This window comes from Inquilinus sp. YAF38, assembly GCF_052113205.1.
Taxonomy (GTDB): domain Bacteria; phylum Pseudomonadota; class Alphaproteobacteria; order DSM-16000; family Inquilinaceae; genus Inquilinus.
Genome location: NZ_JBFRCU010000005.1, coordinates 24,246 through 38,137, shown reverse-complemented (window position 1 = coordinate 38,137; position 13,892 = coordinate 24,246). Strand labels below are relative to the sequence as shown.

Here is a 13,892-nt window from a genome sequence, read left to right as displayed (position 1 = left end):
TCCCGATGGCCCGCCTGCCGCAGATCGCGCTGCTGTCCGACGGGCGGCGCCTGCATCTGCAGGACGGGCCGATCGACCTGATCGTCGAGGCGACCGGGACGGCGGAGGCGGTGCGGATGGCCTATGAGGCGGCGGCGCGGCGCTTCACCGGCCTGCTGGACGAGCTGTGCGACGAACTGGCGCCGCTGCGCTCTCCGGCCCGGCCGGACCACTGCCCGTTGCAGAGCCCGGTCGCCCGCCGCATGCACGACGCGGTGGCGCCCTATGCCGCGGAGAGCTTCATCACCCCGATGGCGGCGGTGGCCGGCGCGGTGGCCGAGACGGTGCTGGCGGCAATGGCCGCGGCGGCGCCGCTGGCCCGCGCCTATGTCAACAATGGCGGCGACATCGCCCTGCACCTGGCGCCGGGGCAGAGCTTCACCGTCGGCCTCGTCGACCGCCCGGACCAGCCCGGACTGTTCGGCACCACCGTGCTGGCGGCCGGGAACGGGATCCGCGGCATCGCCACCAGCGGCTGGCGCGGCCGCAGCTTCTCGCTCGGCATCGCCGATGCGGTGACCATCCTGGCCGTCGGCGCTGCCGATGCCGATGCCGCAGCCACGGTGGTGGCCAATGCCGTCGACCTGCCCGGCCATCCGGCGATCCAGCGCGTCCCGGCGCGCGAGCTGCAGCCCGACAGCGACCTGGGCGACCGCCCGGTGACCCGCGGCGTCGGCCCGCTGCATCCCGCCGAGATCGACGCCGCCCTCGAGGCCGGCGCGGCCATGGCCGAGACCCTGATCGCCCGCGGCCTGATCCGCGCCGCCGCCTTGCATCTGGCCGGCGAGACGCGGACGGTGGGGCTGGGACCTCCTTCCTCCTTCTCCGTCATTCCCGCGAAAGCGGGAATCTCGATGGGATCGAGAGCGGCGGGAGATCCCCGCTTTCGCGGGGATGACGAAACAAGAGATGCAGTATCAGCACCCACAACACAGAGCCTGATCCATGCCTGAGGTCGAGATCCGCAAGCGCCTGGTCACCATCGAGGAAATCTTCCACGAGGGCGGGCCGCCGGCCGCGACGCCGCTGCGGCGGGGCGCCATCATCGCCGTGATCCGCAACCCCYTCGCCGGCCGCTATGTCGAGGAGATCGCGGGCTTCATGGACGACCTGAAGCCGCTGGGCCTGGCCATGGCACAGCAGTTGATCCAGGCGCTGGGCGGCGACCCGAAGGCGATCCAGGGCTACGGCAAGGGCGCCATCGTCGGCGCCGCCGGCGAGCTGGAGCACGGCGCGCTGTGGCATGTCCCCGGCGGCTACGCCATGCGCGAGGCGCTGGGCGGCGCCAAGGCGATCGTCGCCTCGGCCAAGAAGGTCGGCGGGCCCGGCGCGCGGCTGGATGTGCCGGTGACCCATATCGACGCCTCCTATGTCCGCAGCCATTTCGACGCGATGGAGGTCGGCGTGCCGGACGGGCCGAAGGCGGACGAGATCGCGCTGGTGCTGGTGATGACCACCGGCGCCCGCATCCACGCCCGCGTCGGCGGGCTGAAGGCCAGCGAGATCAAGGGCGAGGACGGCCTGCGATGAGCGCGAAGATCCGCAAGATCGTGACCGTCGTCGAGGAGACGGTGACCGAGATGGGCCGACAGGTCGACCCGCCGACCCGCCGCGCCGCCGCGGTGGCGGTGATCGAGAACCCCTTCGCCGGCCGCTATGCCGACGACCTGACCGAGCTGTTCGAGATCGGCGAGGAGCTGGGCGCTCTGCTGGCCGAGAAGGCGGTGGCGGCGCTGGGCATCGAAGGATCGCGCGCCGAGAGCTACGGCAAGGCCGCGGCGGTGGGCGAGAACGGCGAGCTGGAGCATGCCGCCGCCATCCTGCACCCGAGGCTGGGCACGCCCGTGCGCAAGGTTCTGGGCAAGGGCGCGGCGCTGATCCCGTCCTCGAAGAAGCGCGGCGGCCCGGGCGTGGCGCTGGACATCCCGCTCGGCCACAAGGACGCCGCCTATGTCCGCAGCCATTTCGACGGCATGGAGGTGCGCATCGCCGATGCGCCGCGGGCCGGCGAGATCGTGGTCGCGGTGGCGGTGACCGACAGCGGCCGCCCCTTGCCCCGGGTCGGCGGACTGACTAAGGACCAGATCAAGGGGGAGGACGGGTTGAGATAGAGACGAAGCCGGGCCCTGGCTTTGCCTCTTGATGTCATTGCCGGGCTTGACCCGGCAATCCAGTGGGCGTCGAGACCCTCTGGATGCCCGGGTCAAGCCCGGGCATGACAAACAGGGAGAATAGGAACGAGGGCCTGGAAACCGGCGCGGCGACAGGGCAAACCACAAGGCAGCCCGACCGACAAGGACACGAAGGAGACAGGGATGAAGGCAAGGTTTCACGTCGCGGCGGCGCTGGCGCTGTTCGCCGCGCTCGGCACCCCGGCAGCGGCCGGGGCGCAGGAGATCAAGATCGGGGAGATCAACAGCTATTCCGCGCTGCCGGCCTTCACCGAGCCCTACCGCAAGGGCTGGCAGCTGGCGATCGAGGAGATCAACGCCGCGGGCGGGGTGAACGGCCAGAAGCTGGTCGTCGTCTCCAAGGACGATGGCGGCAAGCCGGCCGATGCTGTGACCGCCGCCAACGAGCTGGTGTCGTCCGAGGGCGTCACCATCCTGGCCGGGACCTTCTTCTCCAACATCGGCCTCGCCGTGTCGGACTTCGCCAAGCAGAAGAAGGTGTTCTTCCTGGCGGCGGAACCCTTGACCGACGCCGTGACCTGGGCCAACGGCAATCGCTACACCTTCCGGCTGCGCCCGTCGAACTACATGCAGGCGGCGATGCTGGCCGAGGAGGCGGCGAAGCTGCCGGCCAAGCGCTGGGCCACGGTGGCGCCGAACTACGAATACGGCCAGTCGGCCGTGGCGGTGTTCAAGCAGCTGCTGTCGGCCAAGCGGCCGGATATCGAATGGGTCGACGCGCAATGGCCGCCGCAGGGCAAGATCGACGCCGGTTCGGTGGTGCAGGCGCTGGCCGCGTCGAAGCCCGAGGCGATCCTGAACGTCACCTTCGGCGCCGACCTGGTGAAGTTCGTGCGCGAGGGCAACACCCGCGGCCTGTTCGAGGACCGGTCGGTGGTCAGCTTCYTGACCGGCGAGCCGGAATATCTCGACCCGCTGAAGGACGAGACGCCGGAGGGCTGGATCGTCACCGGCTATCCCTGGTACGCGATCAAGTCGCCGGAGCATGACGCGTTCCTGAAGGCCTACCAGGCCAAGTACAGCGACTATCCGCGGTTGGGCTCGATCGTCGGCTACACCACCATGAAGTCGGTCGCGGCGATCCTGGCCAAGGCCGGGTCGGCCGACCCCGACAAGATGATCGCGGCGGCCGAGGGCATCGGCGTCGACAGCCCGTTCGGGCCCATCACCTTCCGCAAGATCGACCACCAGTCGACCCTCGGCGCCTTCGTCGGCAAGACCACGGTCGAGGACGGCAAGGGCGTGATGACCGACTTCCACTACCGCGACGGCGCCCAGCACCTGCCGACCGACGCCGAAGTCGCCAAGCTGCGGCCGGCGGAGTAACGCCCTCGTGGGTTGGGTTCGCCCCGGCGAACCCAACAGTGTTCCGTCCTGGTGGGTTCGCGAGGTGCGAACCCAACCTACGCGAGTTGGGAGCGCCATTTGGATTTCCTCGTCGCCCAGTTCCTGACCGGACTCGCCAGCGCCGCCTCGCTGTTCCTGGTGGCGTCGGGGCTGTCGATCATCTTCGGCGTGACGCGGATCGTGAACTTCGCGCATGGCGCCTTCTACATGCTGGGCGCGTACCTGGCCTATACCCTGACCGAACGCCTCTCCGGCGCCCTCGGCTTCTGGGGCGGCCTCGTCCTCGCCGCCCTGATCGTGGCGGCGCTCGGCGCCCTCTTGGAGATCGTGCTGCTGCGCCGGATCTACCGGGCGCCGGAGCTGTTCCAGCTGCTGGGCACCTTCGGCGTCACGCTGATGGTCGCCGATCTGGTGGTGCTGATCTGGGGGCCGGAGGACCTGGTCGGCCGCCGCGCGCCGGGCTTCCGCGGCGCGGTCGAGATCCTGGGGCAAAAGCTGCCGCTGTACGACCTGTTCCTGATCGTGCTCGGCCCCGTCGTGCTCGGCCTGCTGTGGCTGCTGTTCCGGCGCACCCGCTGGGGCGTGCTGGTACGCGCTGCGACCCAGGACCGCGACATGATCGCGGCGCTGGGCGTGAACCAGAAATGGCTGTTCACCAGCGTCTTCGCGCTCGGCGTGTTCCTGGCCGGCCTCGGCGGGGCGCTCCAGATCCCGCGCGATGCCGTCACCCACACCATGGATCTGCGCATCATCGTCGAGGTCTTCGTCGTGGTGGTGATCGGCGGGCTCGGCAGCGTGCCCGGCGCCTTCATCGCCGCGGTGCTGGTGTCGGAGCTGAACGCCTTCGGCATCCTGGTCTTCCCCACCATCTCGCTGGTGCTGGTGTTCCTGGTGATGGCCTGCGTGCTGGTGGTGCGGCCCTGGGGACTGCTGGGCAAGCCGGAGGCGGCGGCGCGGCCGACCATCGGCATCGCCATCCGGCCGTGGCGGCCCCTCGCCACGGGCGAGCGCATCGCCCTGCTGGCCGCGCTGGTGGCCGCGGCGCTGCTGCCGATAGTGGCCGGCGGCTATGCCCTGGCGGTGGCGTCCGAGATCGCGATCTTCGCCCTGTTCGCCGCCAGCCTGCAGTTCCTGATGACCACCGGCGGCCTCGCCTCCTTCGGCCATGCCGCCTATTTCGGCCTCGGCACCTATGGCGCGGCCTTCGCGGTCAAGGCGCTGGGCCTGCCGATGGAGGCGGCGCTGCTGGCCGGGCCATTGTTCGGCCTGCTCGGCGCGGCGCTGTTCGGCGCCTTCTGTGTGCGCCTGTCCGGCGTCTATTTCGCCATGCTGACCCTGGCCTTCGCCCAGATCGCCTGGTCTGTCGCCACGCAATGGGTCGAGGTCACCGGCGGCGACAACGGCATGCTGGGGATCTGGCCGTCCTCCTGGGCGGCGAACCCCGCCGGCTTCTATTGGCTGGCGCTGGCGGTGGCCGCCGTCGGCATCGCCTTGCTGCGGGTGTTGACCTTCTCGCCCTTCGGTTTCGCCCTGCGCGGGGTGCGGGATTCGACCCAGCGGGCCGAGGCGATCGGCATCGGCCGGGCCAAGGTGCAATGGGTCGCCTTCCTGGTCGCCGGCACCATGGCCGGGCTGGCCGGGGCGCTGTTCGCCTTCCTCAAGGGCAGCGTGTTCCCGGACAATCTCGGCATCCCGCTGTCGATCGACGGGCTGGTCATGGTGCTGCTGGGCGGGATCGAGACCGCGTCCGGCGCCGTGATCGGCGCCATCGTCTACAAGGCCCTGGCGATCTGGCTGGTCAGTCAGACCGACCTGTCGAAGCTGGTGCTGGGCGGCATCATCGTGCTGCTGGTGGTGGCCTTCCCAAAGGGGCTGGTGGGTTTCGTCGAAGAGCTGCGCGGCCGGCGACGGAAGCCCTCAGTTTCGGCCGCCGCCGCGCCGGCGGAGGCCGCGGAATGAGTGCCCCCCTGCTGCAAGTCGAAGGCCTGGCCAAATCCTATGCCGGGGTGCAGGCGGTGCGCGGCGTCGACTTCACGCTCGAGGCCGGCGGAATCCTCGCATTGATCGGCCCGAACGGCGCTGGCAAGAGCACCTGCTTCAACATGCTGAACGGCCAGATCCGCCCCGATGCCGGCCGCGTGACGCTGGAGGGGCGCCACATCACCGGCCTGGCGCCGCGCCGGGTCTGGCGCCTGGGCGTCGGCCGCACCTTCCAGATCGCCGCCACCTTCGCCTCGATGACGGTGCGCGAGAACGTGCAGGTGGCGCTGCTGTCGCATCACCGGCGGTTCGGCCTCGGTTTCGCCGGCCGCGCCTATCGCGGCGAGGCCGACGCGCTGCTCGGCCTCGTTGGCCTCGGCGACGCGGCGGAGCGGGCCTGCGGCGAGCTGGCCTATGGCGACGTCAAGCGGCTGGAGCTGTCGATCGCCCTGGCCAATGCGCCGAAGCTGCTGCTGATGGACGAGCCGACCGCCGGCATGGCGCCGCGGGAGCGGGCGGCGCTGATGCGTCTGACCGCGGAGGTGGCGCGGCAGCGGCGGATCGGCGTGCTGTTCACCGAGCACGACATGGATGTGGTGTTCGAGCATGCCGACCGGATCATGGTGCTGAACCGCGGCGCGCTGATCGCGGAAGGGTCGCCGGAGGCGGTGCGCCACGACCCGCAGGTGCGCGCGGTCTATCTCGGCGACGGCCTGCTCTACGACGCCAAGCATCGCGAGGGGGTGCCGGCATGACGCTCTCGGTCTCCGGCCTCAACGCCCATTACGGCCCGGCCCATATCCTGTTCGATGTCGGCTTCGAGGTCGGCGAAGGCGAGGTCGTCGCCTTCCTCGGCCGCAACGGCGCCGGCAAGTCCACCACCTTCCGCGCGCTGATGGGGCTGGTGCCGCGGCGCGAGGGGAAAATCCTGTTCCGCGGCGCCGACATCGCCGCCAGGCCGACGCATGAAATCGCCCGTGCCGGCCTGGGCTATGTGCCGGAGGACCGGCGGATCTTCACCGACCTGACGGTGGAGGAGAACCTGGCGGTGGGCCTGCAGCCGCCGCGGCCGGGCGCGCCGAGCTGGACGCCGGAGCGGCTGTACACCCTGTTCCCGAACCTGGCCGAGATGCGCCGGCGCCCAGGCGGCCGGATGAGCGGCGGCGAGCAGCAGATGCTGACCATCGCCCGCACCCTGATGGGCAACCCGTCGCTGGTGCTGCTGGACGAGCCGTCCGAGGGGCTGGCACCGAAGATCGTCGAGCAGATGGCCGACGCCATCCTGGCGATGAAGCACGAGGGCTTGAGCGTCCTCCTGTCCGAGCAGAACCTGCATTTCGCGCGGCTGATCAGCGACCGCGCCTACATCATCGAGACCGGCCGCATCCGCTTCGGCGGCACGATGGCCGAGCTGGAGGCGCAGCCGGAGATCCGCGACGCCTATCTCGCCGTGTGATAGGAAGCCCGCCATGACCAGCACCGTTTCCGCCGCGCGCGGGCCTTCCTACATCCTCGACGACCAGATCGGCTTCATCCTGCGCCAGGTCAGCCAGCGCCACGCCGCGATCTTCGCCTCCGGCATCGGCGAGCAGGACCTGACGGCAACGCAATGGGCGGTGCTGGCCAAGCTGCTGGAGTGCGGCCCCTGCTCGCAGAACCGCCTCGGCCGCCGCACCGCCATGGATGCGGCGACGATCAAGGGCGTGGTCGACCGGCTGGGCAAGCGCGGCCTGATCGAGACCCGCCCGGACCCGGAGGATGGCCGCCGCCTGGAGGTCGCCCTAAGCCCGGCCGGCCACGCCCTGGCCGAGCGCATGGTGCCGAACGCGCTGCACATCACCGAGGAGACGCTCTCTCCGCTCAACGAGGCCGAGCGGGCGACCCTGATCGCGCTGCTGCGCCGCCTGAGCTAGAGCACGAAGTCCGCGGCGACCAGGGCGATGGTGCCGGTCAGGGTGATGTGGAAGTCCGAGACCTTGTCGCCGTCGAGGTCGCCGGCGATGGTGGTGAGGCTGCCGGTGACGTAGCGGAGTTGGCCGGCGACGCCGCTGTAAAGGGCGGTCCCGATGAAAGTGAAGGCCTGGTCGCCGGCCACGGTGGTCCGGGCGTCGATCCCCGCCAGGTCGATGCGGTCGCCCTGGGCATGGCTGAAATCTGTGATCCGGTCGGCATTGGCCCCGACCACGCTGTCGCCGAGCGCGGCGAAGGTGAAGCGGTCCGCCCCGGCACCGCCGGTGAGAGTGTCCTTGCCGGCCCGGCCGATGAGAACGTCATTGCCGTTCCAGCCCTGCAGGACGTTGGCGCCGGCGTTGCCATAGAGGCTGTCGCTGCCCTGGCTGCCGGAGAGGTTCTCTATGCCGGACAGCGTGTCGCCCTGGGCTTCGCCGCCGCTGCCGAGGCCGCTGACCAGGCTGACAACAACCCCGGTCGTACTGCTGTAGTAGCTGGCGGTGTCGACGCCGGCGGCGCCCGCCAGCACATCCGCGCCGGCGCCGCCGCGGAGCACGTCGTTGCCGGACCAGCCTTGCAGCAGGTTAGCCCCGGCATTGCCGACAAGCGTGTCGTTGCCCTGGCTGCCGGAGAGGTTCTCGATGCCGATCAGGACGTCGCCCTGAGCCTCGCCGCCGCTGCCGGAACCGGTGATCAGGTCCACCGCGACACCGACGCCGCCGGTATAGTAGCTGGCCGTGTCCACACCGGTGCCGCCGTTGAGGAAGTCGGCCCCGGCACCGCCCCGAAGCACGTCGCCGCCGGCATCGCCGATCAGGGTATCGTCGCCGGCATCGCCTTGGAGCGTGTCGTTCCCGGCGAGACCGCGCAGCAGGTTGGCGCCGCCGCCGCCGATCACGGTGTCGGCGAAGTTGGAGCCGGTGACGTATTCGATGTTGCGCAGCGTATCGCCGTCAGAGGCGGTGCCGGCAGCGAGGCTCACCGTCACCCCGGCGCCGGCGCCGGCATAGCTGGCGATATCGATGCCGGCAATGCCGGTGCCGTCGCCCTCCAGGATGTCGGCCCCGGCGCCTCCCGCCAGCGTGTCGTTCCCGCCGCCGCCGGAGAGGAAATCGGCCATGGCCGAGCCGGTCAGGCTGTCACCGGCGGCCGAGCCCGAAACGCCTTCGATGCCGGCGCCGATCACGTCGCCCTCGGCATCGCCGCCCGCAGCGGCGTGGGTCGCCAGGTTCACGGTGACGCCGACAGCGCTGCTGCGGTAGTCGATCTGGTCGCGACCGGCGCCCCCGATCAGCGTGTCCGGCCCGCGGTGGCTCAGCAACAGGTCGTCGCCACCGCCCCCGTCCAGCACATTGCTGCCGTCGCCGCCGTCGAGGATGTCGAGGCCGTCGCCTCCATTCAGCCGGTCGTTGCCGCCATTGCCGTAGAGGGCGTCCTCGGCCGCGGCGCCCGTGACGATGTCGTTGCCCGAGCCGGCCTGGTAGGTCAGGGTTTCGACGCCGACCGCCCGGCTGCCGTCGGCGTTGGTCCGGCCATCCACCGCGAAGGCGGCCCCGGCGGCGCTGTCTCTGCAGTCGATGGTCAGGCGGTCGAATCCGGCGCCGCCGTCGACGATCACGACCCCGGCGCCGTCGTTCAGCGTGTCGTCGCCGTCACCGCCATCGAGAGTGTCGTTGCCGGCCCCTCCGCTCAGGGTGTCGAGGCCGGTGCCGCCGCGCAGCGTGTCGGCGCCGCCATTGCCCATGAGATTGTCGTCGCCGATGCCGCCGGTGATGACGTCGGCGCCCTCGCCGGCAACGTATTCCAACCGCTCGATGCTGAAGGCCTCGGTGCCGTCGCTGGCCGCCGTGCCGTCCATCGCGATGCTGTAGCCGATGCTGGTGCCGAAGCGGTATATATAGAGGGCGTCGTTCCCGTCACCGCCGAAGAAGCCGTCGGCCAGGAAGTCGGCAGAGCCCCCGACGATGAAGGGCACGGTGAGCGAGTCGTCGCCGGCACCGCCAAACAGCACATCGTAGCCGTCGCCCGCGATGAGGACATCGTTCCCGTCGCCGCCGTCGAGCGTGTCGTTGCCGCTGTCGCCGAACAAATAGTCCCGGCCGCCGAGTCCCTGGGCGGTGTCGTTGCCGCCCTTGCCCTTGACGATGTCGTCGCCTTCGGTGCCCGCAAGCGTGTCGTTGTTGTCGGTGCCGTCGATGATCACGATCGCCTCCCCCTCGCGACGGCTCCGGCAGTCGCCAGCGCCTACAGCGTACTCCCGGGGCGGCCCCCCGGCATCATCCGAACAGATGAGGTCCGCCATCCGGCCACGGCCTCGCCATGACGGAAAAGGATCGGAAACCGATCTCAGAAGCCGCTGGCACTACCCCCTCACCACCACCGGCACCCGGGTGGCCGGCGGGGTGTTGCGGCTGCGCTGGCTGCGCACCACGCCGTCGATCACGGTCATGCCGACGCCCGGCAGGTCGCCGAGCTGCACGCTCTCCAGCAGCGAGGTGCCGGCCGAATGCTGGGCGGTGTCGAGGAAGACGAAATCGGCCGACCAGCCGGGCTCGATAATGCCGGCGTCCAGTTTGCGCATCCGCGCGGTGTTGCCTGTGGCGAAACAGAAGGCGGTCTCGGCCGCGACGTCGCCGAGCGAGGACAGCATCGAAATCATGCGCAGGATGCCGAGCGGCTGGACGCCGGAGCCGGCCGGTGCGTCGGTGCCCAGGATCACGCGCTCCAGCTGCCCCATCTCCCGCGCCGTGCGCAGGGTGAACAGCGCCGCCCGCTCATTGCCGTTGTGCACCAGCTCCAGCCCGCGCTTGCAGCCCTCGCAGATGCAGCGGATCTGACTGTCCGGCAGGGCGGTGTGGCCGCCATTGATGTGGCCGACCACGTCGGCGTCGGTCTCCAGCACCACATCCTTGTCGATCAGGCCGGAGCCGGGGATCGACGGGCCGCCGGTGTGGATCGTGCTCTGGATCCCATATTTCCGGGCCCAGCCGACCATGCGGTTGGCGGTCGGGCCGTCCTTGACCCCGCCGAGGCCGATCTCGCCGAGCAGGGTGACGCCGGCGGCGGCCAAGTCCTTGAAGTCCTGCTCCTCCATCTCCTTCTCGATCACCGGCGCGCCGGCATGGACCTTCACGCCGGACGGGCGGAAGGCGGAGAAGCTGCGCTGCGCCGTCACTGCCAGCGCCTTCAGCCCGATGACGTCGCGCGGCCGGCCGGGCAGATGTACCTCGCCGGCCGAGATCATGGTGGTGACGCCGCCATGCAGGCTGGAATCGATCCAGCCGATCTGGTTCTGCCGCGGCGTCCAGTCGCCGATCACCGGATGGACGTGGCTGTCGATCAGCCCCGGCGCCAACGTCGTGCCATGGGCGTCGATCAGGGTGGTGGCGCCTTCGGTGTCGACGTCCTTCTCGCGCCCGATCGCGGTGATGCGGCCGTCGACCGCGACCACGGTGTCGGCGTCGAGGATCGGCGCCTCCAGCTTGCCGCTGAGCAGCAGCCCGATGTTGCGGATCACCAGCTTGGCCGGGCCGGCCGGCTTCTGCGGCTCGTCATGCGCCATGAGACGTTCCTTTTCCGCTGCCCCACTGCCGGGGCGCCTCACCTGTCGCGGGCGGTTGACAGCGCAGCCGTCCGCATTTATTGTTAGTATACAAACAAATTATGCCGCAGCAAGGCCGGCTTGCAAATTTCGCCGGAAGAATCTACATGCATCGGCTCGACAGCGGCGAGGCTATTTCCCACATTCTGCGCGTAGTCGCGAGCGAAGGGTGACGAGGCATGAGCAACTTCAATGAGGAGCGCGTTCTCAGCGTCCATCACTGGACCGACACGCTCTTCAGCTTCAAGACGACCCGCAACCCGACGTTCCGCTTCAAGAACGGCCAGTTCACGATGATCGGGATCCCGGTCGACGGCAAGCCGCTGCTGCGCGCCTACAGCGTCGTCAGCCCCAACTACGAGGACGGGCTCGAATTCTTCTCGATCAAGGTGCAGAACGGGCCGCTGACCTCGCGCCTGCAGCATCTGAAGGAAGGCGACCCGGTCATCGTCGGCCGCAAGGCGACGGGCACGCTGGTGCTGGACAACCTCAAGCCCGGCCGCAACCTGTACCTGCTGGGCACCGGCACCGGCCTGGCGCCGTTCCTGAGCCTGATCCGCGACCCCGAGACCTATGAGCGGTTCGAGAAGGTGGTGCTGCTGCATGGCTGCCGCCAGATCGCCGAGCTGGCCTATGGCGAGCTGATCACGCAGGAACTGCCGCAGGACGAGTTCCTGGGCGAGGAGATCCGCGGCAAGCTGATCTACTACCCGACGGTGACGCGCGAGCCGTTCCGCAACCGCGGCCGGATCACCGACCTGATCACCTCGAACAAGCTGTTCGAGGATATCGGCCTGCCGCCGCTGTCGGTCGAGCACGACCGCGTCATGCTGTGCGGCAGCCCGCTGATGCTGGCCGACCTCAAGACGATCCTGGAGAACAGCGGCTTCGTCGAGGGCAACCACGGCGAGCCGGGCGACTACGTCATCGAGAAGGCCTTCGTCGAGAAGTAAGGCGCGGCACCGCCACTGCGAGATCCAAAGGCCGCCGGACCGATCCGGCGGCCTTTTCGTTTCGCCCCTTCCCCCTCCGCTGTCATTGCCGGGCTTGACCCGGCAATCCAGAAGATCTCGACAGCCTCTGGATGCCCGGGTCAGGCCCGGGCATGACAGGCGGGGAGGATGCGCATTTCCTGCACAGGAGAGCCATCCAGAGCGCGAAACACGCACGCCACCCTACGGACGCCCCTCGTTTCGCACGGAACGACCGTGCCCTCCCTGCTATCATCCTTGGCGGACCGCCACGCCAGGAGAGCAGCATGGGCCCCTATCCGCACGACGCCCCGCCGGCCGAGATCACCGAGGCCAACCCGATGGGCACGGACGGGTTCGAGTTCGTCGAATACGCCTCGTCCGAGCCGGAGAAGCTGGGCGCGCTGTTCGAGACCATGGGCTTCGTGCCGGTGGCGCGGCACAAGTCGAAGCGGGTGACGCTGTACCGCCAGGGCGACATCAACTTCGTCGTCAATGCCGAGCCGGACAGCTTCGCCAGCGACTTCGCCCGCAAGCACGGCCCTTGCGCCTGCGCCATGGCCTTCCGCGTCGCCGATGCCGATCACGCCTTCAAGCGTGCCGTGTCGCTGGGCGCCAAGCCGGTCGAGACCCGGGTCAATGCCGGCGAGATGCGGATTCCGGCGATCGAGGGCATCGGCGGGTCGCTGCTGTATCTCGTCGACCGCTACGGCGCCAAGGGCTCGATCTACGAGGTCGATTTCGACTGGATCGGCGCGGCCGAGCCGCATGCCGAGAGCGCCGGCCTCTACTATGTCGACCACCTGACCCACAACGTGCATCGCGGCCAGATGGATGCCTGGGTCGGTTTCTACAGCCGGCTCTTCAACTTCCGGCAGATCCGCTATTTCGACATCAGCGGCAAGCTGACCGGCCTCTTCTCCCGCGCCCTGACCAGCCCGGACGGCAAGATCCGCATCCCGATCAACGAGAGCGCCGACGAGAAGAGCCAGATCGAGGAGTATCTGCGCGAATACAAGGGCGAGGGCATCCAGCATGTGGCGCTGGGCAGCCGCGACATCTACGCCTCGGTCACGCAGCTGGACAGGAACGGCCTGGCCTTCATGCCGGCCCCGCCCGACACCTATTACGAGAAGATCGACGGCCGCCTGCCGAAGCATGGCGAGCCGGTCGAGAGGCTGCGCGAGCTCGGCTTGCTGATCGACGGCGAGGGCGTGGTCGAAGGCGCCCACACCAAGGTGCTGCTGCAGATCTTCTCGCAGACCGTGATCGGCCCGATCTTCTTCGAGTTCATCCAGCGCAAGGGCGATGACGGCTTCGGCGAGGGCAATTTCCGCGCCCTGTTCGAAAGCATCGAGGAGGACCAGATCCGGCGCGGCGTGCTGTCGGCCGACAGCGACGCGGCGTGACCGGCAATCCGTTCGCGCCGGAGGACGGGCCGGCCTGGCGCCGGCATCCGCACGCCCCGGCGCCGGCGACGGTGCTGGGCCGCGTCGACGAGATCGAGGATCCGGGCGTCCGCGCCCTCGCCTTCGGCGCCGGCCGCCGCGTCTTCTCGATGCTGCTGGTCCGCCGCGGCGACACGGTGCGGGCGTTCCTCGACGCCTGCCCGCACGCCTTCCTGCCGCTGACCTGGCGCGGCGGCAGCGTGCTGAGCGCCGACGGGCAGCGCCTGGTCTGCTCCAACCACTTCGCTGAGTTCGACGCCGGGGACGGCAGCCCGGTCTCCGGCCCGGCCGATTGCGGGCTCGACCCGATCCCGGTGCGGGTGGAGGCCGACGGCACGATCGTCATGGGTTAGGATCGCCTCCT

Annotated in this window: 13 protein-coding genes; 11 read left to right on the top strand and 2 right to left on the bottom strand. The window is 69.6% G+C overall.

Annotated elements, in window-relative coordinates; genetic code table 11:
• Nucleotides 1-5 precede the first annotated feature (5 nt).
• The 8 genes from AB4Z01_RS03410 (at nucleotide 6) to AB4Z01_RS03375 (ending at nucleotide 7,471) form a co-directional block, all read left to right on the top strand.
• Nucleotides 6-992 carry a UPF0280 family protein gene (locus AB4Z01_RS03410; protein ID WP_441690600.1) on the top strand — a complete coding sequence of 329 codons (987 nt, stop codon included), beginning with the start codon at nucleotides 6-8 and terminating at the stop codon, nucleotides 990-992.
• A complete protein-coding gene (locus AB4Z01_RS03405) occupies nucleotides 985-1,569 on the top strand; it encodes an amino acid synthesis family protein (RefSeq protein ID WP_441690598.1) in 585 nt (194 codons plus the stop codon). Before AB4Z01_RS03410 ends, AB4Z01_RS03405 begins: the two co-directional genes overlap by 8 nt.
• Nucleotides 1,566-2,150, top strand: coding sequence for an amino acid synthesis family protein (locus AB4Z01_RS03400; protein WP_441690596.1), 585 nt, complete (start codon nucleotides 1,566-1,568; stop codon nucleotides 2,148-2,150). Before AB4Z01_RS03405 ends, AB4Z01_RS03400 begins: the two co-directional genes overlap by 4 nt.
• 204 nt (nucleotides 2,151-2,354) lie before the next feature.
• Nucleotides 2,355-3,557: an ABC transporter substrate-binding protein gene (locus AB4Z01_RS03395; RefSeq protein WP_441690594.1), complete on the top strand. Its 1,203-nt coding sequence runs from the start codon at nucleotides 2,355-2,357 to the stop codon at nucleotides 3,555-3,557.
• Between the two features lie 99 nt (nucleotides 3,558-3,656).
• Nucleotides 3,657-5,537: an ABC transporter permease gene (locus tag AB4Z01_RS03390; RefSeq protein ID WP_441690592.1), complete on the top strand. Its 1,881-nt coding sequence runs from the start codon at nucleotides 3,657-3,659 to the stop codon at nucleotides 5,535-5,537.
• Nucleotides 5,534-6,313, top strand: a complete 780-nt coding sequence (locus AB4Z01_RS03385) for an ABC transporter ATP-binding protein (protein ID WP_441690590.1) — start codon at nucleotides 5,534-5,536, stop codon at nucleotides 6,311-6,313. The genes AB4Z01_RS03390 and AB4Z01_RS03385 overlap by 4 nt, the downstream gene beginning before the upstream one ends.
• Nucleotides 6,310-7,014 carry an ABC transporter ATP-binding protein gene (locus AB4Z01_RS03380; protein ID WP_441690588.1) on the top strand — a complete coding sequence of 235 codons (705 nt, stop codon included), beginning with the start codon at nucleotides 6,310-6,312 and terminating at the stop codon, nucleotides 7,012-7,014. Before AB4Z01_RS03385 ends, AB4Z01_RS03380 begins: the two co-directional genes overlap by 4 nt.
• Nucleotides 7,015-7,027: 13 nt before the next feature.
• The gene (locus AB4Z01_RS03375; protein ID WP_441690587.1) at nucleotides 7,028-7,471 is read left to right on the top strand and encodes a MarR family winged helix-turn-helix transcriptional regulator; all 444 of its coding nucleotides are present in this window, start codon (nucleotides 7,028-7,030) and stop codon (nucleotides 7,469-7,471) included.
• Here the strand turns inward: AB4Z01_RS03375 and AB4Z01_RS03370 are convergent.
• Both AB4Z01_RS03370 and AB4Z01_RS03365 read right to left on the bottom strand, forming a co-directional pair.
• Nucleotides 7,468-9,711: a beta strand repeat-containing protein gene (locus AB4Z01_RS03370; protein WP_441690586.1), complete on the bottom strand. Its 2,244-nt coding sequence runs from the start codon at nucleotides 9,709-9,711 to the stop codon at nucleotides 7,468-7,470. The genes AB4Z01_RS03375 and AB4Z01_RS03370 overlap by 4 nt on opposite strands.
• A gap of 159 nt (nucleotides 9,712-9,870) precedes the next feature.
• A complete protein-coding gene (locus AB4Z01_RS03365; RefSeq protein WP_441690585.1) occupies nucleotides 9,871-11,070 on the bottom strand; it encodes an amidohydrolase family protein in 1,200 nt (399 codons plus the stop codon).
• 218 nt (nucleotides 11,071-11,288) lie between these two features.
• Here AB4Z01_RS03365 and AB4Z01_RS03360 point away from each other — a divergent pair, with 218 nt between their 5' ends.
• From AB4Z01_RS03360 to AB4Z01_RS03350, 3 genes are all read left to right on the top strand, one after another.
• A complete protein-coding gene (locus tag AB4Z01_RS03360) occupies nucleotides 11,289-12,062 on the top strand; it encodes a ferredoxin--NADP reductase (protein WP_441690584.1) in 774 nt (257 codons plus the stop codon).
• A gap of 305 nt (nucleotides 12,063-12,367) precedes the next feature.
• Nucleotides 12,368-13,489: a 4-hydroxyphenylpyruvate dioxygenase gene (hppD, locus tag AB4Z01_RS03355; protein ID WP_441690583.1), complete on the top strand. Its 1,122-nt coding sequence runs from the start codon at nucleotides 12,368-12,370 to the stop codon at nucleotides 13,487-13,489.
• Nucleotides 13,486-13,881, top strand: a complete 396-nt coding sequence (locus AB4Z01_RS03350; RefSeq protein WP_441690582.1) for a Rieske (2Fe-2S) protein — start codon at nucleotides 13,486-13,488, stop codon at nucleotides 13,879-13,881. Before hppD ends, AB4Z01_RS03350 begins: the two co-directional genes overlap by 4 nt.
• The last annotated feature ends 11 nt before the right edge of the window (nucleotides 13,882-13,892 follow it).